The sequence below is a fragment of the Azospirillum sp. UFLA03-27 genome (genome assembly GCF_059803775.1).
In genome coordinates, this window is record NZ_JAUQTX010000093.1 from 1 (window position 1) to 23,510 (window position 23,510).

General features: G+C 65.2%; 25 protein-coding genes. 18 read left to right on the top strand and 7 right to left on the bottom strand.

What is annotated here, in order from left to right:
* The 3 genes from Q4I23_RS15580 to Q4I23_RS15590 form a co-directional block, all read left to right on the top strand.
* Positions 1 to 966: site-specific integrase (locus Q4I23_RS15580; protein ID WP_498526797.1), on the top strand; the 966-nt coding region annotated here is incomplete at its 5' end.
* Positions 967 to 1,128: 162 nt separating this feature from the next.
* Positions 1,129 to 3,216: an ATP-dependent nuclease gene (locus Q4I23_RS15585; RefSeq protein ID WP_498526798.1), complete on the top strand. Its 2,088-nt coding sequence runs from the start codon at positions 1,129 to 1,131 to the stop codon at positions 3,214 to 3,216.
* Positions 3,209 to 4,966, top strand: coding sequence for a UvrD-helicase domain-containing protein (locus tag Q4I23_RS15590; protein ID WP_498526799.1), 1,758 nt, complete (start codon positions 3,209 to 3,211; stop codon positions 4,964 to 4,966). Before Q4I23_RS15585 ends, Q4I23_RS15590 begins: the two co-directional genes overlap by 8 nt.
* A 389-nt stretch (positions 4,967 to 5,355) precedes the next feature.
* Here the strand turns inward: Q4I23_RS15590 and Q4I23_RS15595 are convergent, their stop codons facing one another.
* Positions 5,356 to 5,610: a hypothetical protein gene (locus tag Q4I23_RS15595; protein WP_498526800.1), complete on the bottom strand. Its 255-nt coding sequence runs from the start codon at positions 5,608 to 5,610 to the stop codon at positions 5,356 to 5,358.
* Between the two features lie 67 nt (positions 5,611 to 5,677).
* Complete coding sequence (locus Q4I23_RS15600) at positions 5,678 to 6,466, bottom strand: DNA/RNA non-specific endonuclease (RefSeq protein WP_498526801.1); 789 nt, start codon at positions 6,464 to 6,466, stop codon at positions 5,678 to 5,680.
* Positions 6,467 to 6,654: 188 nt separating this feature from the next.
* Here Q4I23_RS15600 and Q4I23_RS15605 point away from each other — a divergent pair, with 188 nt between their 5' ends.
* From Q4I23_RS15605 to Q4I23_RS15620, 4 genes are all read left to right on the top strand, one after another.
* Positions 6,655 to 6,879, top strand: a complete 225-nt coding sequence (locus Q4I23_RS15605; RefSeq protein WP_498526802.1) for a hypothetical protein — start codon at positions 6,655 to 6,657, stop codon at positions 6,877 to 6,879.
* Between the two features lie 354 nt (positions 6,880 to 7,233).
* Positions 7,234 to 7,419 (top strand): DUF6471 domain-containing protein, encoded by a 186-nt coding sequence (locus Q4I23_RS15610; protein WP_498526803.1) that lies wholly within the window; start codon positions 7,234 to 7,236, stop codon positions 7,417 to 7,419.
* An 83-nt stretch (positions 7,420 to 7,502) separates the two neighbouring features.
* The gene (locus Q4I23_RS15615) at positions 7,503 to 8,021 is read left to right on the top strand and encodes a hypothetical protein (RefSeq protein ID WP_498526804.1); all 519 of its coding nucleotides are present in this window, start codon (positions 7,503 to 7,505) and stop codon (positions 8,019 to 8,021) included.
* Positions 8,012 to 9,451, top strand: coding sequence for an ImmA/IrrE family metallo-endopeptidase (locus Q4I23_RS15620; RefSeq protein WP_498526805.1), 1,440 nt, complete (start codon positions 8,012 to 8,014; stop codon positions 9,449 to 9,451). The genes Q4I23_RS15615 and Q4I23_RS15620 overlap by 10 nt, the downstream gene beginning before the upstream one ends.
* A 33-nt stretch (positions 9,452 to 9,484) precedes the next feature.
* Here the strand turns inward: Q4I23_RS15620 and Q4I23_RS15625 are convergent, their stop codons facing one another.
* Both Q4I23_RS15625 and tenA read right to left on the bottom strand, forming a co-directional pair.
* Complete coding sequence (locus tag Q4I23_RS15625) at positions 9,485 to 9,898, bottom strand: hypothetical protein (protein WP_498526806.1); 414 nt, start codon at positions 9,896 to 9,898, stop codon at positions 9,485 to 9,487.
* A gap of 91 nt (positions 9,899 to 9,989) precedes the next feature.
* Positions 9,990 to 10,673 (bottom strand): thiaminase II, encoded by a 684-nt coding sequence (gene tenA, locus Q4I23_RS15630; RefSeq protein WP_498526807.1) that lies wholly within the window; start codon positions 10,671 to 10,673, stop codon positions 9,990 to 9,992.
* A gap of 231 nt (positions 10,674 to 10,904) precedes the next feature.
* On the opposite strand from tenA, the gene Q4I23_RS15635 reads away from it, so the two are divergent.
* Positions 10,905 to 12,536, top strand: a complete 1,632-nt coding sequence (locus tag Q4I23_RS15635) for an ISL3 family transposase (RefSeq protein ID WP_498526819.1) — start codon at positions 10,905 to 10,907, stop codon at positions 12,534 to 12,536.
* A gap of 423 nt (positions 12,537 to 12,959) precedes the next feature.
* Complete coding sequence (locus Q4I23_RS15640; RefSeq protein WP_498526808.1) at positions 12,960 to 13,610, top strand: dioxygenase family protein; 651 nt, start codon at positions 12,960 to 12,962, stop codon at positions 13,608 to 13,610.
* Positions 13,611 to 13,676: 66 nt separating this feature from the next.
* Here the strand turns inward: Q4I23_RS15640 and Q4I23_RS15645 are convergent, their stop codons facing one another.
* From Q4I23_RS15645 to Q4I23_RS15655, 3 genes are all read right to left on the bottom strand, one after another.
* Positions 13,677 to 14,501, bottom strand: coding sequence for a 3'-5' exonuclease (locus Q4I23_RS15645; protein ID WP_498526809.1), 825 nt, complete (start codon positions 14,499 to 14,501; stop codon positions 13,677 to 13,679).
* 173 nt (positions 14,502 to 14,674) lie between these two features.
* Positions 14,675 to 16,048, bottom strand: a complete 1,374-nt coding sequence (locus Q4I23_RS15650) for a COG3014 family protein (RefSeq protein WP_498526810.1) — start codon at positions 16,046 to 16,048, stop codon at positions 14,675 to 14,677.
* Positions 16,045 to 16,728 (bottom strand): YajG family lipoprotein, encoded by a 684-nt coding sequence (locus tag Q4I23_RS15655; RefSeq protein WP_498526811.1) that lies wholly within the window; start codon positions 16,726 to 16,728, stop codon positions 16,045 to 16,047. Before Q4I23_RS15655 ends, Q4I23_RS15650 begins: the two co-directional genes overlap by 4 nt.
* Before the next feature lie 295 nt (positions 16,729 to 17,023).
* Here Q4I23_RS15655 and Q4I23_RS15660 point away from each other — a divergent pair, with 295 nt between their 5' ends.
* The 9 genes from Q4I23_RS15660 (at position 17,024) to Q4I23_RS15700 (ending at position 23,078) form a co-directional block, all read left to right on the top strand.
* Entirely contained in the window at positions 17,024 to 17,491 is a 468-nt protein-coding gene (locus tag Q4I23_RS15660; protein ID WP_236778138.1) for an LpoB-related protein, read from the top strand.
* A complete protein-coding gene (locus tag Q4I23_RS15665; RefSeq protein ID WP_498526812.1) occupies positions 17,472 to 17,957 on the top strand; it encodes a hypothetical protein in 486 nt (161 codons plus the stop codon). The genes Q4I23_RS15660 and Q4I23_RS15665 overlap by 20 nt, the downstream gene beginning before the upstream one ends.
* Positions 17,954 to 18,748 carry a hypothetical protein gene (locus Q4I23_RS15670; protein ID WP_498526813.1) on the top strand — a complete coding sequence of 265 codons (795 nt, stop codon included), beginning with the start codon at positions 17,954 to 17,956 and terminating at the stop codon, positions 18,746 to 18,748. The genes Q4I23_RS15665 and Q4I23_RS15670 overlap by 4 nt, the downstream gene beginning before the upstream one ends.
* A gap of 101 nt (positions 18,749 to 18,849) precedes the next feature.
* Positions 18,850 to 19,092, top strand: a complete 243-nt coding sequence (locus Q4I23_RS15675) for a class I SAM-dependent methyltransferase (protein ID WP_498526814.1) — start codon at positions 18,850 to 18,852, stop codon at positions 19,090 to 19,092.
* 362 nt (positions 19,093 to 19,454) lie between these two features.
* A complete protein-coding gene (locus Q4I23_RS15680) occupies positions 19,455 to 20,336 on the top strand; it encodes a DMT family transporter (RefSeq protein WP_498526820.1) in 882 nt (293 codons plus the stop codon).
* 142 nt (positions 20,337 to 20,478) lie between these two features.
* Positions 20,479 to 20,889 carry a ribbon-helix-helix domain-containing protein gene (locus tag Q4I23_RS15685; protein ID WP_498526815.1) on the top strand — a complete coding sequence of 137 codons (411 nt, stop codon included), beginning with the start codon at positions 20,479 to 20,481 and terminating at the stop codon, positions 20,887 to 20,889.
* A 169-nt stretch (positions 20,890 to 21,058) separates the two neighbouring features.
* Positions 21,059 to 22,189 carry a helix-turn-helix transcriptional regulator gene (locus Q4I23_RS15690; RefSeq protein ID WP_498526816.1) on the top strand — a complete coding sequence of 377 codons (1,131 nt, stop codon included), beginning with the start codon at positions 21,059 to 21,061 and terminating at the stop codon, positions 22,187 to 22,189.
* Entirely contained in the window at positions 22,107 to 22,553 is a 447-nt protein-coding gene (locus tag Q4I23_RS15695; RefSeq protein WP_498526817.1) for a UCP032817 domain-containing protein, read from the top strand. Before Q4I23_RS15690 ends, Q4I23_RS15695 begins: the two co-directional genes overlap by 83 nt.
* 255 nt (positions 22,554 to 22,808) lie before the next feature.
* Positions 22,809 to 23,078, top strand: a complete 270-nt coding sequence (locus Q4I23_RS15700) for a hypothetical protein (protein ID WP_498526818.1) — start codon at positions 22,809 to 22,811, stop codon at positions 23,076 to 23,078.
* The last annotated feature ends 432 nt before the right edge of the window (positions 23,079 to 23,510 follow it).

Below are 23,510 nucleotides of genomic sequence, written 5' to 3' on the forward strand. Positions count from 1 at the left end.
CCCGCGGCCGCCCCGCCGGTCCCGCTCGCCGCCGACGGCCTGCCCGACGCCGCCGCGCTCGGCGCCAAGGCGCGCGCCTACGCCGCCCGCGCGCGCGCCCCGGCCACGCTGCGCGCCTACCGCGCCGCTTGGGCCGCCTACACGCGCTGGTGCGGCTGGCTCGGCTTCGACCCGCTCGGCGGCGACCCGTATGTGGTCGGGATGTACCTGGCGCACTGCGCCGACCGCCTGAAGCTCGCCTCGATCCGCCTGCAGCTCGCCGCCCTCGCCGAGGCGCACCGCCGCGCCGGCCGACCGTTCGACCGCCGCCACCCCGACATCGCGCGCGTGCTCGACGGCATCGCCCGCACGCTGGGCAGCGCTCCGCGCCAGGTCGCCCCGGTGCACGGCGACGCGCTGCGCGCCATGCTCGCCGCGCCGCCGGCCGGCACCGTCGGCGTGCGCGACCGCGCCCTGCTGCTCGTCGGCTTCGGCGCCGCGCTGCGCCGCTCCGAGCTGGTCGGCCTCGACCTTGAGGATGTCCGAATCAGCGCCGAGGGCGTGCGGGTGCGGCTGCGCCGCTCGAAGACCGACCCGACCGGCGCGGGGGCGGTGGTGGCGATCCGCCGCGGCCGCTGCGCCGAGACCTGCGCCGCGGCGGCGCTGGAGGCGTGGCTGCGCCTGCGCGGCGGCGCGCCGGGGCCGCTGTTCCAGGCGGTGGTCAAGGGCGGCCGGGTGCGCCCGCAGCGGCTGTCGGCGATGGCCGTGGTGCGCGCGGTGAAGGGCGCCGCCGCCCGCGCCGGCCTCGACCCGGCCACGGTGTCGGGGCACTCGCTGCGCGCCGGCCTGGCGACCGCCGCCGCGCAGGCCGGCGCCCCGCTGCTCGCCATCATGGGGCAGACCCGGCACCGCTCGGTCCAGGTCGCCCGCGGCTACGTGCGCGACGCCGAACTGTGGCGCGACAACGTCACCGACCAGCTTTTGTAAGCGCCCCAGAGCCGAGCGCACTTCGCTCGCTCACCGGGGTTGATTCAGTTCAGGATTTAAGCGCGAAGAGATAACAAGCCCAGGGAAATCTATATCTCAAGCTTCATCAGCGTTGCCAATCCCACGCCCCGATTGTAAATTCCGGCAGAGGGGAGCCTGGCCATGAAAATAAAGCGCCTGGAAGTGCGCAACTTCCGCCTGCTGAAGGATGTCTCCATCCTTCTTGAGGACCGCACCACGCTGATTGTCGGCCGCAACAACAGCGGCAAGACCTCAATCACCGAACTGTTCCGCCGACTGCTGGCCGACAAGCCTCTCAGCTTCCGGTTGGAAGACTTTTCCCTCGGCTGTCACGACGAGTTCTGGACCGCACTGGAGCGGCACCGTCAACAGGAGCCAGTCGGGGAGATCCGCCAAGCGCTTCCGCCCATCATCGTAAAGCTCACCATCGCCTATGACCAGGCCTCACCCGACCTCGGCCCGCTCAGCGACTGCATCATTGACCTCGATCCCGCCTGCACAGAGGTCCAGATTGAGGTCGCCTACCATCCTATGGACGATTCGGTGCGGAGGCTCTTCGCAGGATTCGAGGCGGGTGGCGCCGCGCCAGAGCAGGGGAAGGTGCCCTTTTTCCGCGCACTCGCCGACCGCCTGCAGGATGCTTACGTCACCACGGCCGAGGCCGTGGATCCAAATGACGGGGCCAACCGCAAGCCCATCGAGTTGAAGATGCTCACGACCCTCGTTCAGGGTGGCTTCATCAACGCACAACGGGGGCTTGACGATGACACCTTTCGGGAACGCGACGTGCTGGGTAAGATTGTTGAGGTGCTGTTCCAATCGGCTCTCGCCGACAGCGCCGATCCCACGACGCGCACCACGGCTGAGGAACTAACGCTTGCTGTCGAGCAGGTTCAAAAGGATTTGCATGAGAAGTTCAACAAGCGTCTCACTACCCTTCTGCCGACGTTCGACCTGTTTGGTTATCCAGGCTTAAGTGATCCGGGGCTTATTACTGAAACAACCTTCGACGTCCAAAAGCTTCTCAGCAATCATACCAAAGTCCGTTACGCTGGTATGAACGGATTCACGCTGCCTGAAACCTACAATGGGTTAGGCACGCGCAATCTTATTTATATTCTTCTTCAGCTTGTGAGATTTTTCCGAGAATTCCAGGGGCGTCCCTCAGCCGCGGGAGTGCATCTTATCTTTATCGAGGAACCCGAAGCCCATTTGCACCCGCAAATGCAGGAGGTGTTCATCAATCGGATTGAGGACATCGTGGGTGTCTTCGCTGAGAAGCTCAACGCTGGCCAGCCCTGGTCTGTGCAGTTTGTAATCACTACCCACTCGCCGCACATGGCCAACGCCGCCCGGTTCGAGTGCATGCGATATTTCCTCTCCGCCCTCGACGAGAGCAATGGAGAGCCACGCCGAACGCGGATCAAGGATCTGCGCGAGGGAATGGGCGGGGCGGACGTGGCGGATCGGGAGTTTCTGCACCAATACCTCACCCTGACCCGCTGCGATCTCTTCTTCGCCGATAAGGCCATCCTGATCGAAGGTACGGCCGAGCGCCTCTTGCTGCCCAGGATGATCGAAAAGGTGGACGTCGAGAGTCCGACGCAGCCCCAGCTCAGAAGTCAATATCTGACCGTGATGGAGGTGGGAGGAGCCTATGCCCACCGCTTCTTCGATCTGCTCAACTTTTTGGAACTGCGCGCCCTTGTCATCACCGACTTGGACAGCGTTGCCAAGGGCAAGGATGGCAAGTACCAGACCTCGCTGGTGGCCGCGGGAGAACGCACCAGCAATGGCTGCATCAAGCAATGGTTCGGAAATGACATCTCCCCAGCCGATCTGATTGCCAAGCAGGACGAGGCCAAGATCAAAGGCCGACTGCGCATCGCTTACCAAGTGCCCGAGGAGGAGGATGGGCCTTGCGGGCGCAGCTTTGAAGACGCCTTCATTCTCGCACATCCCGGTCTGTTTCCGCTGGACGGGAGTGACCGCGCCAAACTGGCTTTTAGCCTTGCCGCTGATCAGAAGAAGTCGGCTTTCGCCCTGGAACACGCTCTTGACAAGACTGGGTGGAAGCCCCCTCGCTACATTGCCGAGGGCCTGTGCTGGCTCGCCCAGCCTGATCCGGTGCCTCCTGTCGAGGTGGCCCAACCTGATCCAATGCCACCTGCAACGATGGCTGCGGAGGCTGCCGAGGCAGCGCGGATGGAGGTGATGCGCCTTGCCTAACCAAGCGAAGGAATCGCCCGCCGACAAGGCGGGGCGGATCGCACTTGCCCGGTTGTTCGCATGCATCGACGAACGGCGCAGCTTTCGTCTGGAGGCTGGCGCCGGCGCTGGTAAGACCTACTCCCTGATCGAGACCCTGCAACGGCTGATCGATCGGGAAGGCCCCGCGCTCCTGCGCACACGCCAGCAGATCGCCTGCATCACCTACACCAACGTCGCCAAGGACGAGATCATCTCACGCACGCACCAGCATCGGGCTGTCCTGGCCGACACCGTGCACGCGTTCTGCTGGTCGATACTAAAGGACTTCCAGTCCCATCTGCGCACACTCGTTCCGCAACTGGCAGGTTGGCCCGAGCGCATCGAGGAGGCCGGCGGGCTTGGAAACCGCCCGATCCAGTACGAGTTGGGATTGGCACGAGTGGGCGACGAGGCGGTGACCCTCGGACACGACGACGTGCTGGCTCTAATGGTCCTCGCGATGGAGAACGAGAAGTTCAGGAGGATGGTGCCGGCGCGCTACCCAATCATTTTTATTGATGAGTATCAGGACACAGACGCTTCGTTCATCGAGGCGCTCAAGCGCTGGTACCTCGATACGGGTGAAGGTCCGCTCCTTGGCTTCTTTGGAGATCACTGGCAGAAAATCTACGGGGAGGGTTGCGGCAAGCTGGAGCATGCCGCGCTTGAGGTCATCGACAAGAACGCCAATTTCCGCTCCGTCGACGCCGTGGTGCGGTGCCTCAACGGCATGCGCCCCGAGCTTTTGCAGATGGTCAGCGATCCCGAGGCCGCGGGTGAAGCCAGGGTCTTCCACACCAACTTCTGGCCCGGACAGCGACGAACGGGTGTCGGAGGCGGGCACTGGAAGGGAGACGTCTCGCCGGAGGCTGCGAAAGCGTACCTCGAGCATCTGCGCACCCGCCTAACGCGCGAGGGCTGGAACTTCGATCCGAAGGTCACGAAGATTCTGATGCTCAGCCATAGCATTCTCGCCAAGGAGCAGGGCTATCCGAACATCCCGCCGATCTACAAAGGGCGCACGGATCCCTGGTTAAAGAAGAAAGATCCCCACATCAAGTTCTTCACCGATCACCTGGAACCCGCCTGCGCGGCCTACGCGGCTAAACGGTACGGGAAGATGTTCGAGGCGTTTGGGGCGGACATGCCGCGCATCAGGAATCATGCCGCGAAGGTGGGGTGGGCGCGAACGATGGATGCCCTGTTGGCGTTACGGCGTGAGGGCACGATAGGCCAAGTGGTTGACCACATCCGGGGTTGCGGCTTCATGCGCCTTCCAAAGGCGGTTGAAGAACGCGAAGCCAAGCTGGCGCAGGCCGGACCTGCCCCCGTGGACGGCGAGTCCAACTCAGTCTCACGGCTGCGCCAGTTGCGCAAGGTCGCATACGCTGAGATGATCGCGCTTGATCGCTTCATCGATGGCCATACGCCGTTCGCCACGAAGCACGGTGTCAAGGGTGCCCAGTTTGAAAACGTGCTGGTGGTCGTCGGGCGCGGCTGGAACGAATACAATTTTGGCGAGATGCTGGAGTGGGCTGGGGCAGGCGGCCCGCCCCCCGGTAAAGCTGAGCGTTTCGAGAGCAACCGCAATCTATTTTACGTCGCCTGCTCACGCCCGAAGGTCAGGTTGGCGCTCCTCTTCACACAGGAGCTCAGTGCCGGCGCCATGTCCACAATCCGTAATTGGTTCGGTGCCGACAGCGTCATAGCCCTGCCGGCTGAGCCTTGATGCATCCGCGCGGATTTATGTTGGCACCTCCCACAGCATCGGCACGCACCACATGCATCTGCCGTTTAAAATAAGAGGTGCTGGACACAGCCGCCCACATCAAGGAGTGGATCCTCAACCGTATCGGATGCCCGGTCAGAGCACGCTCTCGCTCGGCACATGCTGCGGTTCAAGCGCCAACGAGAGACGCGGCACCGGGACATGCATCGGGGCCGGCCGCATCGAGGCCTGCCACCGGTCCAGGAAGACTCCCAGGTGGGGCCGTGCTGCCCGCTCCCGCACGAGGCACTCCACGAGGCTGTCGACGCTGGCGTTGTGCCCGGCCAGGTTCGGTGCGCCCGATCGGCGACGGCCTCAGCGCCCACCGAGCGGCTCTGGCAACAAGAGCCTCACCCCCAGGGATCTTGCACCTTGTCCGTTGGCTTGGTCGCCACATGGTCCGGCAACCCCGCCTCTTTCTCCAAGTCCGCAACGACCTCGTCCAAAAGGGCTTTCAAGGCGCGCGCGTGCTGCAAGCCCTGTTTGTCCTTCGTGACAATCAGGCTGCCGTAGATCGACACTCGGTCGGTCTGGCTCTCGATGGTGAGTTCGTCGATCTGCAGCGACTCGGCCTCGCTCGCGAAGGGCTTGATCTGCGACGGCATGGTCACCTCTCGAGGGTCCGGAACAGCGTCGGTAAGACTATAGAGCGGCCACGGCCGGCCGTCACCGTTACCGGCGGGGCTTCGGCTGGGGCAGCGCCATCGCGGTGGCCGTCGCCGCGGCCGGAAGTCCTGGGAAAACAGCGATGCCGGTGAGCCGTTCCAGTTCGGCGATGGACACGACCGTGTAAGCCTTGGTGTCGATGTTCTCGACCACATAGGCGGCCGCAGCGCCTTTGGCCGGGTCGTACACCGCCTTGAACGCGTGCGTGGGCACGATGACGCGCCCGTTGATCCGCTCGAAGGTCGCGCCACGCTGGTAGATCGGCCCGGTCACCACGTACAACTCGCCGCTCTGCACAGCGTAGTCGCGCATTGCCGATTCGATCTGCTCCCAGATGATTTGGTTCATCCGGCGGTTCTGCGGAATCATGTTGGCGAGGCTGAAGCTCTCGCTCTGCGCCTGGGCGTCCGGCATGTCGCCGCTGGGGCTCATGTGGCCGCGGTCGAACCCGGAGCCCTTGTAGTCGTCCAGCTCGGCGCGATCGTCCGGCGGCAGGCTGGGGTCGGGGTGGAAGGTGTTCTTCCGCTTCACCCCGCGCGCCGCGGCGATCCGGTCGGCGGTCAGGTGCTCGGCCGACCAGAGGGGCGTGCGGCTCACCCCGGAGTGGAGAAGGGCATAAGCGCTGTAGCAGATGGGCCGGATCTTGGCGGCAAGGGCCTCGCGCACGAGGTCCGGGGCCTGTCCGGCCAAAAAATGCTGCGGGCACGCGGTTGGAACGGCTGAGGCGTCCCTGGGGACGCCGACGAACGTCAGGGCACCGAAGGCAAGAACGGCGACAACAGGTCGTCCAAGCATCAGGCGGTTCCTTCCAGGGGCGGCGGCGTAGCCGGAGTATTCCGCTCGACCTAAGGCAGTTGCAATGAAGCATTAAGGATCGCTCTTCAGGATACTGGGTGAATTGCTGACTGCCGGTGAGACTGATGCGGCGCTCGTTCCTCCTTCCTTTGATTGGGCTCGTGATGGCTATTGCGGCTTCGCCAGCGATGGCGCGCGGTCCAGCGCTGACCGACGACGCGGTGCGGGAGCGGATCATCCAGGAGTCGATCGCGTCCTACCCTGGGACCTGCCCATGCCCCTACAACACGATGCGGAACGGACACCGCTGCGGGGGGCGGAGCGCCTACAGCCGGCCCGGTGGTCGGTCGCCCCTCTGCTTTCCGCAGGACGTCACCGACGGCATGGTCAGCCGGTACCGGCAGACGCATTGACCGGCGGGACGTCGCGAGACCTGAGACGCCCAGCACAGTCCGCTCAGGACCGCAGAACATGAACGGCCGTCGCGCGGCGCCGGGAATGAGGAGCCCCAGTGCCGGCACGGCCGAGCACAGGGAGGCGTTGGATGTGGAAGGCGTTTGCCGTGGTCGTCGGTGGAGCGATTGCCCTTGTGACGTGTGCCGACACACCATTCAGAGTGTTACGCGACCGCAGCAGAAGCTGCCGACGACCAGTTCGGTTTACGTCGCGATCCCCCAGGGCGGGGAGTACGGCAAGAAGCATTGACAGCACGGTTCGCTCAAAACATTCTGCCCGCAAGTGAGCCGTTGGCTGGACGGCTGACGGAGATGGGCGTCCCGGAGAGCGAAGCATCGGTCGCCAGCAAACTCAGCCGGGGCGGCTTCTCTGCCGTGTTTTTCCTCGCCAGCATGAAGGCGATTGGGTGCGCGATGGTGCGGATGGAGGATCTGTGGCCGAGGGTGATGGCGGGAATATACATGGAAGCTCAGTGGGTTACGCTTGACGCTGAATAAGCGACGCATCTGCCACCCCATGGGTTGAACTTTCCAAGTTATGCAACTATGATGCGGTAAGAGATATTGTCGGTGTCCTGATTATGCAATTAGATCAAGCCTTTTCCGAATTCCGTACCCGGTATCCCGCCAAACCTCCTCGGTCGCACGTCATCAAAAATGACGGCGAGCTTGTACTCATGCCTCGAGAGGAAGGGCGTCTATCGTTCGTCGAAGGAATTCCGAACGATGTGGCGCTTAGCGATTACCCCCGAACGCTTCAAAATCGCGGCAACGTCTACCTGTGGGCTATAGCCAAGGACGATGTTCCGTACGCCTTGGAAAAGTGCGCATATGGTGCCACGCTGCAAACCGGTGTGATTAAGCACACCAATTTGACGGGCGGTGCTGATGCGCATTGCGGTGGTGAGATTTGGTTTGTAGACAGCAATTCGATTTTGATTGGTGGAAGCTCGGGAAGATACGGGCCAGACACAGAAAAACAATTGACCGATGCTGCCCTGGCATTTTCCGCCAGTGGGTATCGCGTAGCGTCACTTGGGTTTGATGATGATACGGGTTTCCCGAGCACCATTTTGGTTGGAGAGCCCCAATGGATGTGAGCGCCAACAAGGAACGGCTTGACGCGGTATTTGGATCTGACAGCTTGGGAGAAACGCCTGAGCAGCGAGCCGCCACATCTAAGCGTATGTTCGTTCGTAGTCAAATCCAGGTCGCGTTCAACAACCAGCGCGCCAAAGGCAGGGTTTTGACCGCATCCGAAGCTCTATCTGTATTTGGCTGGAGCATTCTCTCAAATCTCGCAGACTATCCGGCAGCCCCAATTCTTTCAGAGGAAGGGGAACCGGCAAGAACTTTGGCTAAGCGCCGCGAGTCTCTTGGATTGGATGTTCGCACGGTATCCCGTGCAACCAAAATCCCAGCGGAAGACATCGCAAAGGCAGAAACCGGCGAGCAACGGGCGCCGATCCGCATTCTTGAAAAAATAGCTCAATATTTGGCGCTTGATGAAGCGTCTCTTGGTGTGCGCACCGGAGCCGATGGAGACTTCGCTCTGGCAGCACGCCTGCGTGAGCTAACTCATAGCGAAAATGGATTTGACATTGTAGCTTTTACCCCAGGAATGGTTATTGAGCTTTCTGAGGCGGCTTGGGTCATACGAAAGCAACACACCATACAATCCACTATTGGTGGCGATAAGGCTGTAAGCCCGGAGAATTTCGGGTTCCACCCAAGCCATAACTTCTCTTATCCGACATGGCGCGTAGGACTGTCTCTTGCTCAGCAGGCAAGGAAACTTCTGGGTATCACAGCCGACGAGCCGATATTTGGGTTAAAAGATACTGTCGAGAAAAAGCTAGGAATCCCAGTTGTTCAGGTTGAAATGCCAGATCGATTTGCCGGGGCAACCGTGGCGAATGGTGATGTTCGTGGTATTGCGATAAATCTCCGTGGCGTGAACTCGAACGTTTGGGTTCGCCGCAATACACTGGCGCATGAACTCGGGCATCTTTTGTGGGATCCAAACGAACGGCTGAACAAGGTCGTTGTCGATGAACACGATAACGTCGCGTCAGATCCATACCGTCAGTCCAGTGGTCGAGACCCCGTTGAAATTCGCGCCAATGCCTTTGCTGTAGAGTTTCTGGCGCCTCAGAAAGCCGTCAGAGCGGTATTCGAAAAAGCTGATTCCGACGGTTCCGGTTTGGAGAACGTCATGCTGACGTACGGAATTAGCTACTCGGCGGCGCGTTGGCAGATCGCCAACTCTATGGGTATCCATCCTGATGGAATACAATTGTCGCGCTCTTTCCAAGCCCCGAGACCGACAGACGAGTGGCAGGCTGGAGAAAATTTCACCGCAGACTACTTCCCGCTACCAATACCAATTAGTCGGCGAGGCAGGTTTGCGCCATTAGTAATCCAAGCTGAAGAAATGGGCCTCATTAGTCAAGATACGGCAGCCTCATTTTTCCAATGCGAGACGGAAACATACTTGGGAAAGCGTGAAGCGATTAAGTCGCTTTATTGATGCTGAGGACGGGTGGCATCATGTCGCCACCCTCTAAACTGCAACCTTCCCATCCCCGGCGCGCTCTACCAGATCCGCCGCATGGCGGGTGCAGACGTTGTACACCAGCTTACCCACGAGGTGCGCGGTGCGGGCGCCACAAGTTTCCAGCCTGCGGCGCTGCATGGCCTGCACGGCGATGTCCCGACCGGTCATCGGCGCTGGTGCGATGCGCATGTCCAGCACCACGCGGGACATCGCGCCGGGCTTGAACCAGGCGTCGCGCTTGTGTAGGGCCTTGGGTGCGATGCTCTCGGGCTCCACCTCAAGGACGTGGAGCCGCAACACGGCGTCCATGTGAACCAAGTCCGCTCGGTGCTGAGCGATGCGCTTCTCAAGGTTCGCGCTGATGCCTGAAACCTCGGCGCGCTTGGTGCTTAGGCCGGAGATGACGTAGGTGGCGCGCATGGCTTCCTCTCTGGAAGGGAATGGACTGTAACTAAATCAATGGCTTGTCGGCTATCAAACCGTGGGTGTGTTTGCTGCCGAATACCAGAACTCAGTCCGCACACGTCAACCCCATCCGCCAGAAGGCCGCTTCCAGGCGGCAGGCCTGCCGGAACGTCGTCAGCAGCTGCGGGAACCGCGGCTCGGTCATGCCGCGTGCGGCCAAGCGGTCCAACGTGGCGCGCGCGCCGGCCGCCACCTCCTGGTAGGCGTCGCCCGAGTACTCGGCGATCCAGGAGCGATAGGGATTGCCGGCCGCGAGGCCCGACGGGCTGGCGGCGAGGCGCGTGCCGATCTCGGCGTAGCCCACGACGCAGGGAGCGAGCGCAACCTGCAGATCGAGCAGGTCGCCGCGCAGCCCCGTCTCGAGCACGTACCGCGTGTAGGCCAGCGTCGCCTTGGCTTCCGGCGCCCGTTCCAGCTCCGCGGCGGACAGGCCCCAGCCGGCACAGAGCCGAACGTGCAGGTCCATCTCCACGTCGAGAATGGCTTTCAGCCCACCGAAGGCGGCGTGCATGTCGTCGAGCGACTGGCCCTTGTAGACGGCCAGGGCGTAGGCCCGGGCGAAGTGGATGAGGAACAGGTAGTCCTGCACCAGGTAGTGGCGAAAGGAGGCCACCGGCAGCGTTCCCCGCCCCATCTGCTGGACGAACGGGTGGTCGACATAGGCCGCCCAATCGTCGGCGGCCTCCGTGGCCAAACGGTCGAACAGGTCCACGGCGCGGCTCGCGGTCATCGATCGGGTCCTCCGCGTTTTGGTGTGTGGGCTTGGCAACGCCGCCCGGGGCGCCGTGTGGAGCGGTCCGTCAGCGGAGGCCGGCCACCAAAAGCGAGGAGCGCCGACACCCAAGCCAATCCATAGCCCTTCAAACCATCTGGGGATTTTTCAACCGACCGTTCTGGGGAAACTTCAGGTTCTCCCGCACTTTGCGTGATGCTGGTGGCGCAGGACGTCAAAGGTGAGCACATGAGGAGAACATCGCAACAGCTTCAGTTCACTGTGACCAAGCGCCTCCTCCCCGTGATCCCCGATGGTCTCTGCGTCGAGCATGTTCTGCCGGAGCCGGACCGCATCACCATCTTCGTCCGCCCTCAGCACCGGTCAGTCCCGTGCCCGCGTTGCCACGCGCCCTCGTCCCGTGTGCACAGCCGCTACGAGCGCCGGTTGGCCGATCTGCCATGGCAAGGCCGGCCGGTGATCCTTCGCCTCCAGGCACGCCGGTTTCTATGCCGAGAGGCCGGTTGCCCGAAGCGCACCTTCGCCGAAGGCCTGCCTGGGATCGTGCAACCCTCCGCCCGCCGCTCCGAGCGCCTCGTCGACATTCAACGTCACATTGCGCTCGCCCTGGGCGGGGAAGCCGGCGGGCGGCTTGTCCAGCGCCTCGCCATGCCGATCTCTGCCGACACCCTCCTGCGACTCGCCACCACGGCCCCGCGCGTTGACGCCCCGGCGCCTCGGGTGCTGGGGGTGGACGAGTGGGCGTGGCGCAAGGGCCATCGCTACGGGACCATCCTAGTCGACCTCGAGCGCGGCGACGTGGTAGACCTACTGCCGGATCGGGACGCCTCCAGTTTCGCCGCATGGCTGCGCGCGCACCCTGGGGTGGAGGTGATTGTTCGCGACCGGGCCGACGTGTATGCCGACGGCGCCCGCCAGGGCGCAGCGAGTGCGGTTCATGTCGCCGACCGCTGGCATCTCCTGCGCAACCTCGGTGATGCTGTGTGCGCGGCGGTCGGCGCACACCACGCGGCCGTCCGACGCGCCGCAACTGTTTGCGCATCGGCAGGCGCCGCTCCGGTCGCCCTGACGCCCGCGAAGCCGTTGGCACAGGAGGTGAGGAAGGTGGCCACGCACGCTCCCCGTCTTGCCCGCTACGCGGAGGTCCGACGGCTGGCGGACGCCGGCGCCACGGTCAGCGCAATCGCCCGGAACTGCGCCCTGGATCGCAAGACGGTGCGCGCGTGGCTGCGCGACGGCGGCCCCGGCACCTGGGCTCGCCCGTCAGGTGGCGGGGGGATCCTCGCGCCGTACCTCGAGCACTTGGAGCACTGCTGGGCCGAAGGTCAGCGAAACGCCACCGCGCTGTGGCGTGAGATCGGCGGCCGTGGTTTCACCGGCGGCCGATCAACGGTGCGGGCGTGGGCCACGAACCGGCGCCGGACGTCTCCGGATACGCTGGATGCCGGACCCTCGAAAACGGACACATGGAAACCTCCGTCCATCCGGGGCGTAGCGCGCCTTCTGCAGGCCGACCGGAAGGATCTGGCGGCGGCCGACTGGGTGTTCGTTGACACGCTGCTGGCCGATATCCCCGCGCTCAGCGACGTGCATGATCTTGCGCACCGCTTCGCCGCGCTGGTGCGCAAGCAGGGGACGGGCACCCTCGATGATTGGATGGCGGCCGCCGCCGGGACATCGCTGGAGGGCTTCGCGTCAGGGCTTCGGAAGGACTCGGCGGCCGTTCGGGCGGCGCTGGAGATGCCCTGGTCGACCGGCCCGGTCGAGGGGCGGATCAACCGACTGAAGACCATCAAGCGCACCATGTACGGCCGAGCCGGTTTCGAACTCCTTCGTAGCCGCACCCTTCATGCAGCGTGAGCGTTGCCTTCACGCAAAGTGCGGGAGAACCAAACTTCATTCGGCCTTTACAGTCGAGGTTGTCGAACGTCCCGCGGCCGGCGTGCCCCCGCACCGAGATCACGGCATCGGAGCCTTCCGCGGCCCCGTCCTCGATCTCGGCGCGCGACCACACGAACACCGTCATCGCCATGCCGCGCCTCCGCTCCGCATTCGGCCACTCCCCCGCCTGCCAACGGTCAGACGATCCCTTGGGCACCGCAAGGAGGCAGCGCCTGGAAAGCGACGATACGGCACACGCCGAACGTTCTCAATACGTTCCCATCATCCCCGGATGGTGTTTGGCGGGCCGCCCCCCTCACGGCGGCCCGTCCGCGCCCCATATGACGTGGGCAGGATCGCACGCCAACGGCGGGCATCCGCGACGCTGGACAGGAGCCGGCCATGTCGGAGCATTGCAGTGTCAGCCGCCGCACCGTGATGGCGGGCGTGGCAACGTTGGGCACCACGGTCTGGCTCTCCGGACCGGTCCGCGCCGCGACCCTCGTCCCGACACCCGGCCAGACCGAAGGCCCGTTCTACCCGACCAGCTTCCCCGCGGACGTCGACTCCGACCTCGTTCAGGTCCACGGGGCGGCGGCCCAGGCCTTGGGCACGGTCGCCCACATCGGGGGCCGGATCCTCGACCGCACCGGGCGGCCGGTCTCCGGCGCGGTGGTCGAAATCTGGCAATGCGACGCACAAGGGATCTACCGGCACCCACGGGCACCCGGCCACGACCGGTTCGACGGCAACTTCCAGGGCTACGGCCGGACGGCGGTCGACGCGGACGGGACCTACCGGTTCCGGACGCTCAAGCCGGTGCCCTATCCCGGCCGCACGCCCCACATCCATTACGCGGTGATCGTGCCCGGCACCGGGCGGTTCGTGACGCAGATGTACGTCGCGGGAGAGCCGCTGAACGCCCGAGACGGCCTGCTGAACGCCATCCGCGACCCGCAGGTGCGCCGCAGCGTGATCGTCCCGTTGAGCGCGGCGGACGACGTCGAGGCGGGCGCGCTCCGGGGCACCTTCGACATCGTCCTCACCCTCTGATCCTCCGGGGTCCGGCCTGGGCCCTCCACACCGCCGACCGGTTCGATCCGCCGAGACGGCACCATCTCAGAGAACATGCTCGCTCGGCAGATGCGGCGGTTCCACGACCGGCGTGAGGCGCGGCACGGACACGTGCATCGCGGCCGGCCGGATCGAGGACTGCCACTTGTCAAGGAACTCGCCCAGGTGGGGGCGGGTGGCCCGCTCGCGGACCAGGCACTCCACGAGGCTGTCGACGCTGGCGTTGTGCCCGGCCGGGTCGGTGCGCCCGGTGAGCAGCGCCCAGCGGACGTAGGCGGCGTACAGGGTTAGGACATCGGACTCGCAGTAGGCCCGCACCTTCTCCAACTCGCCGCGCGCCATCATGCCGGCCACCTCGCTGCCGTGGCCGCCGATCTTGCCGGGCAGGCCGATCAGGTCGGCGATGTCCTGCAGTCCGATGCGCGGCGAGGCGCCGTAATCGGCGACCTGCTCCATAAGGTCGCAGTTGAAGTCGGGCTGGTAGCGCTGGGTGTAGCCGGTCCACTTGTCACCGGTCTGGAACCACGCCGGCACCGGGATGCCGTAGACCATGGCGCGCAGGCGCAGCACCGGCAGGTCGAAGCCGCGCCCGTTCCAGGTCACCACGCGCGGCAGCGTGCGGGCGAAGTGCTTCCAGAAGCCGCGGATCAGGCGCTCCTCGTCGTAGTCGAGGTCGCCGCCGGAGCGGCACTCGGTCACCCGGTAGCGCTCCACGCCGGACGAGCGGTCGATGGCCGCTTCGACGAAGCTGATCGCGACGATCTGGTGGCAGTGCGGCGGCGGGAACTTCTCCGCCGGCCAGTCCGCCGGGAGGATCTGGCGGTCCGGCATCGTCTCGATGTCGAGGCAGAGCAGCGTGTCGTGGTGCATGGGGCCTCCGGGTGCAGCGGCGCCATGCTCCCCAAACGATCGAGGAAGCACAACGGACAAATGGGGCTGGACCGGACGGCAGCGGCGCTCCAAGCGCTTATCCGCACGTCTGCGATCCGCGTCCTGCTCCAGGCAAACGTTCGACCGCGGCACGTGTGCGGCGGCGCGCGGTGTTATCGGGGCGATGCCGCCAGCACCACGCCGTTGATCCCCCGGCAATAGGTTGGCTCCAACGTGACCACCGTGCCGGCCGAGGTCCGACAATTTCCGCCGGTCTGAGCCGGTACCACCGCGGTCGAGGCAGCCGCAATCGGAGGAGGGGGTGGTGAGAGACGCATCGCCGAAGCTGGAAACCACGCAAGCGCACAGGTCCGCGCCGACGCGCGCCGGACACGGTCGGGCTGCAGAACGGCCGAGGTGCCGTCCGGGAAGGTTACATCAACCACGGGCGCAGCCTTCCCTCCCTTGAGCGACGCGAGCAGGATCGAATGTGGCAAGTCCTCCCACGACCGGGTGTCCACCTCCGCGTTCATGCTTTGCGCCGCGGCCTGGACGATCAGACCCGCCAGCATCACGATCGCGCCGGCTGCAACGGCGTTGCGGTCATTGCCGTATGCCCCCGCCGTCATCACGCTGGCGCCGGCCATCGTCGCCCCGGCTCCCGCCGCGCCGGTCGTCATCTTGGTGTCGGCCTTCACCGCCAGCACCTTGTCCATTTCGCGGCCACCCCGGGTCGTCGCCTGGAAGAAGAGATCTTCGGCGACGGACATCGGCGTGGCCGCGGCGTTCGCCTTGGCCAACACGTCGGCCTGTAAGGCCGCCCGCTCCCGGTAGGCAAGTTTCTCACGGTACTGCCCGTAGGCTTCCTTGGCCGGCCCGAGCCCGGTTTCGGCCACCATCAGGAGATCGTCGCCGGGGTCCGGCGCCTTCAGCGCCGGACGCAGCGAGGCCGCCTCCCGGAACGCTTCGTCGGCCTGCCCGGCCTGCCCCAGGCACCGGCTCGACCAGCCATCGAGCCAAGCCGCCACGGCAAAGTCCTGGCGGAACCGCTCCGTTTCAGCGAAACCGTCCTGGAGCATGGCGCCCCGAAAGCTCGCCCGCGCGTTCTCGTAATCGCCGGCCATGAGATAGACGAGACCGCGGTAGTAATAGGCCATCGCCCGTTCGTGCGGTTCGCCCTTGAAATCCTTCACCGATTCGGCGTGCCACACCGAGCGGGCCTTTTCCGCCTGCGGGTTGTCGGCGTAGACCTCCTCGATGCCCGCCAAGGCCTTGTCGAACGCCTCGGCCGCCAGATCATCCCGCCCGAGATCGAGCGCCGCCTTACCGACGCGCATCCAGTTCAGGACGGCGTTGCGCTTTCCCTCGACCACGACCGCACGGTAGTAGGGCTCAAGGAGTGCCGGGCGACCGTCAGACAGCGCGCGAACCGCGGGAGCGGCCTGGACGGCCGCTTCCAGCGTCCGATCGGCTTGCCCCGTGGTCTGGCACGCCGTGAGAATCACCAACGCACTGGCGGTCAGCGTGCGGCGAAGCCGCGCCGTCATGACGTCGGCGCACCGGTCGCCCGCGCCGGGACCACCATCGTAGACCGTTGCGCGTCGATCAACGCCTGCAGGAAGAACTCGTCGGTCACCAACTTGCGGACCGCCTCGGCCAACGCCTTTTCGGAGGCCTCCTTCACGGGTTCGCCTTCCATGAGCATCACGCCCTCGACGCGGCCTTCGCTGGCGATTCCTTTGCCGTAGACCATCCGGCCATCGGCGCCACGCACCTGAACGTTCAACTGCACCTCGGCGACGTTGTCCGCGGACCAGAAGCCCGTCTTGTAGTCGGCGTAGAAGCGGTTCACGTCGACCAGCACGAACACCGGTCCATCGCCTTGTCGGAAACCACGGTCGAGCAACTCCCGCTCGATTGATGCGCGCACCAGCGACGGGATGTCCTGCTTGGCGCGGATGGCTGCCATCTCCATGCCATAGCCATTCTTCTTCACGCTGATCTTGTCGCGGTTCGACGGTCGGGTGTCGTTGGTCGTCACCTTCACGACGACGCTGTCGGCGCCGGGTACCGGCGCCGACACCACGGCCGGCTTGTACTGGAGGTCGACCTGCGCCTCGACGAGCGCGCAACCGGACACCAGGAAAGCGCAGAGCAGCGCAAGAGACGCACACTTGGAAATTTTTGACGGCTTCATACTGAATCCACATAAGTTGAATACCGCCATGTTTCGACAATGAAACACGGTGGAAATGTTTGCATTTGCGCAATTTTGTCTGGATCGTCGGCACGCCGCAACATAAAATGCTAAAAAAATGCGTGAGAGGCAATCCTCAATGGCGTCATCTTTGGGCACTCGCGCGGCTCGCGCATGGCTACCGGGAGCGCTCTTCCTTGTTGCGGCCGGCGTTTCGGGCTGTGCATCGACCGCAAACACGGCTGGGGTTGCCCCGGCGGCGCTGGATCCGTCGCGGCGGGGGCCGGTCGGCGGTGTTGGCATCGAGGGCGACGACGTGATCGCGATGACCGACCGCATGATGCGGGATATGCTGCAGTCCCCCGTGCTGGCCAACACGGCGCGGCCGCCGCAGGTCATCGTCGATGGAGAGTATTTCCACAACGAGTCGGCGCAGCGCCTGAACAAGAACGTGATCGCCGATCGCCTGCGCGTCGCCCTGAACAACGCGGCGGCTGGCCGCATGGTCTTCGTCGCCCGGCACAACGCCGACATGGTCGAGCAGGAACGCCGCCTGAAGCGCGCCGGCAAGGTCGATGTGGGCACCACCGGCCTCACCAAAGCGGCCGCCGGCGGCGATTACCGCCTGAGCGGGCGGATCAACTCGATCGACGCCGTGAACGTCCGTTCCGGCGTCGCCCAGCGCTACAACCAGGTCGTCTTCGAAATGGTGGACCTGGAACGCGGCACCATCGTGTGGAGTGGCATGTATGAATTTTCCCGGGCGGCGGCCGATGACGTGGTCTATCGCTAGGACAGCCGCCCTCGCGGCGGGCCTTGCCACGGTCCTGACCTCCGGCTGCACTCCCGCCCCGGTGGTTCAATGCGATTTCACGCCCCTGGTGCTTGGCACCGCGCCATCCCCCTCCGGGGCGCGGCTCGAACCAATGGTGGCGGGAACCCTGCAGGCGATTCCGCTCAACGCGGTGTCCATCACCGATGGGGGCCTGCGCGGCCGGGTCATCGTCCAGAGCGTCACCGCCTCGCGGACGTCCAGCGGCGACGTCGCGGTCGGAGCGCGCCTCTTCAACTGTGGCGAGGCGCCGTTGCTCGCCGAAGGCCGCACCACCTTTTTCGATAACGCCCAACGGTCGACGGAGGCGCCATCGGCGTGGCAGCGCCTCGTCATTGAGGGACGATCGTTCGCCGATTACCGTGAAGTGTCGGTGTCGCGCGAGCGGGCCGACGCCTATCTGATCGAACTGCGGGGCGGCTCATGATCGGACGCGCCCTTGTCACCGCCGCCGTTCTGGCGGGTGCGGTTCCGGCCATCGCCCAGGAGGGAGCGTGGTATCGCCCGGGGAGCCCCGAGGTGCTGGTTCCCAGCCCGTCGGGATTCAATTCGGTCGGTGCCGCCTTCGCGAGCGCGTACCGGGGGCAGGGCCGCCCCCGTGTCACGGTGTCGTGGATGAGGTCGCCGTCCGACCGGGGTGTCTACGAGCGCCGCACGGTGGACCGCATCGAAGACACCGTCGTCGTGGGCCGCGCTGCAATCAGCGGCATTGAGGGGGCACCGGTGGTCGACGTGGTGTCCGCCCACCGGGTGCTGCACCGCGAGGAAACCACCGGCGTCTACGCCGAGCCGTCGCAGAATCCGCTGACGCCGGCCGCCTCACGCGCCGCCGAGGCGGCGTTCCTCCAGGCCCTCATCCGGGCGGGAACGCGGATTGTCGACCGCGCCGCGGTCAACCGACGGTCAACCGACGTCACCGCGGCGGCACACGCGGCCGACGCCGCGGCTCGTACGACGTCGGCGGATCTCCTGGTTGAGGTCATGGCGACCCCCGACGGCACCGCGGCCGGGCGCCTGTCCTACCGCGTCGACGTCCGGACGATGCCTGGCGACACGCTGCTTGTCTCTTTCGTCACAGCCGCCGATCCGCGTCCTGGTACCGATGCGGCCTTCACGACGGCACCGGGACGAGGCTATGTCGAGGTGCCGGGCCCGGCGCTCGGCCAGGAGCTCGCATGGCAGACCATGGAGCGAATCACCGAGGCGTGGCGGCGTTGACGACGGAAAGGCCGATGATCGTCTGGAGCGCGATCACCCGATGGCGACACCTTGGCGCCACGCACCGACGGTGGCCCGCTCGCTCCGCCTGGATCTCCCTGATGGTGGACCATCCGGCAATCGCCGCAATCAACGATCCGGTAAAGGCTGACGACCGTCGGGCCGTGGAACTGATCGCCCAGCACGAGTCGGCCGCCGAGGACGTGCACGGCGCGGTTCTCGACCTGCTGCCTTCCGGAGCCGTTCTCGACGTCGGCGCCGGATCCAGCCGTGACGCGGCTTGGCTTGCCCGACTTGACCATCAGGTCGTTGCGGTGAAAGCCTCCGCAGGAATGCGCGCCTGAGCGTAGCGGCGGCACGGAAGCCCACGCATCCGCGAGACCGACGACTGGCTGCCGGGACTGGAGCGGGTTCAGCGGCTCGGCCTGGCCTTCGACGCCATCCTGCTCAGCGCCGTGTGGATGCACGTTGCGCGGCTCGACCGGTGCAGCGCCTTCCGCAAGCGGATCACGCTGCTGCGCTCAGGCGACCGCCTGCTGCTACGCTGCGGCACGGCCCGCCCCGGACCGCGCTATGCACCCGGTGTCGATGTCCGAGGTCAAACAGCTCGCCGTCAAGCACGGTGCCATAAGGCGTGCCGACACAGAAGTGTTCCATTACAAAGGTGACAACAATCGTGCTGCCTTATGCGAACGCCCTTTCCGCGATGCCCGGAGCGGCCAAGGCGGTAGCATGGGCTGTGGTTTCGGCGGGTGCATTCGCCTTTGGACAGGCCTCTGTGAAGCTGTTGAGCGAACGATTGCCTCCCGCGGAGTTGGCGTTCCTTCGGGCGAGCGTCGGAGTCCTGATCGCCATCGGCGCCTGGAGGCTGCTCGCCGAACTGCGCAAGGCGCGTCATCCGTTCTGGTTTGCGGCACGCTGCATACTGGGGGTCATCGCGATCTACGCGTTCATGGACGCCATCGCGCGCATTCCCCTGGCCCTCGCCAGTTTGGTCCTGTTCAGCCGTCTGCTCATCGTGCCGGCCCTGGCGTGGCTGCTGCTGAACGAACGCGTCGAGCCGAGCGTGTGGGGTGCGGTGCTGGCGGGGCTGGTGGGGATCGCCGTGGCCTTGACGCCGACGCTGGGCGAGTGGCACGCCACCGGTGCCATTTCCGCCTTCATCGCCGCCGTTGCCTCCGCCGGTTCGCAAGTCGCAGTCCGGCGTCTGGCGCAGGCGAACAGCGCCGGCGTTATCGTGATCGTCAACTCGGCGGCGGCGGGATTGCTGCTCGCCTTTCCCGCAGCGGCGGTGTGGGTCACACCGCCGCTCGGCGATTTGCCAGTGCTGGCAGCCGTGGCCGGTTTCGCCCTGACGGCACAGTACGCGGCCGCACGGGCCTTTGCCGGCTCCCGTGCCGCGTTTGTCGCCTCGATGGATTTTCTAACGGTGCCGATGACCGCAGCCATCGGGTTTCTGGTGTTCAGCGAAGCGGTCACGCCGCATCTGGTGATCGGCTCAGCGGTTATCCTCACGAGCACACTTTACATCGCATGGCGCAGCACTCATCACACCCTTGAGCTGCCAGAGACGCAGAAATCCGCGTAACCTCTTTCATCAACAATGATTATGACCTGTTGAATTCTTTTCAGTGGCGGTCAGTCATTGGCCTTGACGTTCCTTTTTCTAAGAAATGACATTCAGGAGCACACGCGATGGTGTGCGTTTGAATGTGACAGAAGGGACAGTCATGAGCCATGCGGAGCCACGCTCGGTCATCCTGGGCCGACACCGGACAACCGTCCGTCTGGAGCCGGCGATCTGGGATGCTTTGAGCGAAATCGCTACGCGCGAAGGGCGCACCGTGAACCAGCTTTGCACCGAGTTGCAGGAACGCTGGCAAGGCCACAAGGCCCAAAACTTCACGGCGGCCCTGCGCCGGTTTGTGATGGCGTACTTCCGGAAGGCCGCCGCGCATGCCGAACCGGAACCGGGCGCCGGGCGGGCTGCCGTTCGTCACGCCCTGGACGCTGTCGGCGCACCCGACCCATCCAAACAGGCAACCGGCTTGAAGCGGCGCAAGGGGCATGCACCGAAACGGCTGACGTTGCCCAAAACGGCAGCCGGAACGGGCAATGCATCGGCCATTGATTCGGCATGAGTGGCGCAAAACTTCAAAAAGACATTTTTTGGATATTAAATCGCACACTATACTCGCATTATAGACGGCTTTTCGTCATAGTTACGATTAACGAAGCCGGCAAGGCTTAGAAACAAATCCTTTGGTTGCAGAGTGGCGCGCCACCGATGAGAGGATGATGTCCACGCGTATGACCGCCGGCACTGCGTCCATTCCAGACGCCTTGATGCACATCGTGTCCACCTCGGACCAGATGGGAGCGATCGCCTACGTGTTCCACAACGACCGCGTCGTTCACGCCAATCGGCCGGGACGGCTGCTCTACCCCTCTCTCGACTGGTCCGGCTCCGTGTGGTTCGACGATTGCTTCCGCGCCGCTCTGTGCGATCGTCGGATATTGGACGCGGATGTTCTCAAGGACCCAGACGGGCATTTGGCGGCGGCGAAAGTGATGCGCGCCCGCAGCCGGGCATTTCGGTTTCGCCGCCGCTACGGGACCATCGACTACGACCGCCACCACATCGGCCTGGACGCCTCCTGGAACGCGCAGATCTGGTTTCCGGTGCGGCACGAGTCCGTGGGGGACTTTGCGCTCACCCCGGACACCAAGCCTTGGGAACTGCGTCGGTACGCAGAGCGCGAACGGGCGCTGTCCCGCGTGGCTCAGGCGCTGGACGGCCTGGGGGTGGCGTTGGCGGTGCTCCGTGCCGACGGCGCTCTGCTCGACGCCACCCGCTCCATGGAGCAGGTTTTGGCGGCGCGGGCCGGTCTGGAGATCGACGACAAGGGACTCATTGCGGCACCGCCAACCACCACCGCGCGCTTGCGGCGGGCGATCGCCCGCGTGGCCGCGCGGGAAGCGCCGGGCACGGTGGTGCCGTTGCGCCTGGCAGGCGTCGCCGAACCAGTGCATGCCGGCGTCCTGCCCGCCGGGCCACACGACCCAACCGTGCTGCTCACGCTGGAATGCGGCGGCGCGGGCAACGCCGAGGCGGCGCTTGCGGATGCCTACGGATTGACCGCCCAGGAAGCGGCCGTTGCCGCGCGCGTGGCCGCCGGCCTCACGGCCGAGGAGGTGGCGCTCGACATGGGGCGCGCCCTGCCGACGGTGCGCACGCAGCTGAGCGCGGCACGGCAGAAAATCGCCGCGGAGCGGCAGCACCGGCTCGCGCATGTCCTGACGCGCGCCGCGGCGATGGTCGGGGGATTGGCCCCCAAAGCACAAGGAACCGTGAACCATGGAAGAGCGCATCGCGTTCATCGAACAGTACGACCTCAGCTTCCTCACCGCCCGCTTGGTGAAACGTGGGATGCCGATTGACGCGGCCACCGCGTCGGTGGCCGACTTCCGCGCCCTCGTGACAGCGCTGGTGCGGCACCCCGACACGCCCTTCGCGGCGTGGGGACGCGTGGAGGACGCCCTACACGAGTTCATCCTCGACACCGCGCGTTACCGGGCGTTCTGCTCGGCCGCCGTGGGCCGCTTCATCGATCATGATCCCAGCGCCTTCGGCACGGACGCGTTCCGCGCGGCCTGGGCGAACAGTGTGCGCATCCTGGCCGAGGAGTTCGGCATCGCGCTGAACCCCGATTCCGATTCCGGGGAGGGTGACGCCAGCGGCGCGGCCATGTGCATGGTCACCATGTCGGCGGCCATGTGCATGGTCACGCTCGCCGCGGCCTGATCACACGTCCGGCCGCCGGTTTCCGGCGGCCGGGTCCCCCGCCCGAACCGGGCCGTTCCCGCCGTGCCCATTTCCGATAACCGACAGAAACTTCCGGTGCCTCGCTCCCTCCCCCTGGTGGCCTGTGCTCTCATCCTGTCCCTGGTTGCCACACAGGCCTCCGGCGGCGTGATCGAGTGTTACCCGTGGCAAGTCCGTCCGACTGGGGTCAGCGATGGCCCGAAGTTGGAAGCATATCGCCCCGGAAACGGTTGGGTGACCGTCCGGCCGCGAGGGGTCGACGGACCGCGCCCTGATGGCTCCTGCTCCACCGAGCGTTTTCTCGCCGTCCTCGCCAAGACGAAAACAGTGTTGGCCATGGCCGAGGCGCGTCTGGTGGCGTTTTGCGCACCGCAGGACCTCGCCGACGGCGAGGTCGAGGCGACGGTGCTCATCGACGGCGTCGACCTGCAGCGCATTCTGTCCGAAACGCAGTTGGCGCAGCCGTTGGATGGGTCGGCAAAAGTCAATTGGTGCGAGCGCTGAGCCTGATGAACGCCCGAGCGGTAGCCGTCCCGGCCTCCCTTGATGCCGCCATCCGGAACGGCGCACACCAGGTGATCCTGAGTTGATGTGGTGGACGACCCTTCCACCTTTTTGAATCGGTGGCGTGATCGGGCGAAGCCCTCCATGCAGAGGGCGAGTCGTCGGGACATCTGGGGAACCCGCGGCCCACATCGGGGCGGCCGTCCTTCCCTAGCGCGCCGGCATGGCGCGGGATCGCCTCACGCGTGAGGGTCGGCCCGAGAGGACATGACTGCCGGGGCCGCGCCTGGCCAGGCCTCGACCGCCGGAGCCGGCGCGGCCTTGTGCAGCCCTGCCTTGACAGCTCCCTCTCCGACTAGAGCATTTTCCAGTTACTCCGGTTCATAGCCGGCGGCGGTGAAGTAGTTGGCGCATTCGTTGGGAGGGAACTCA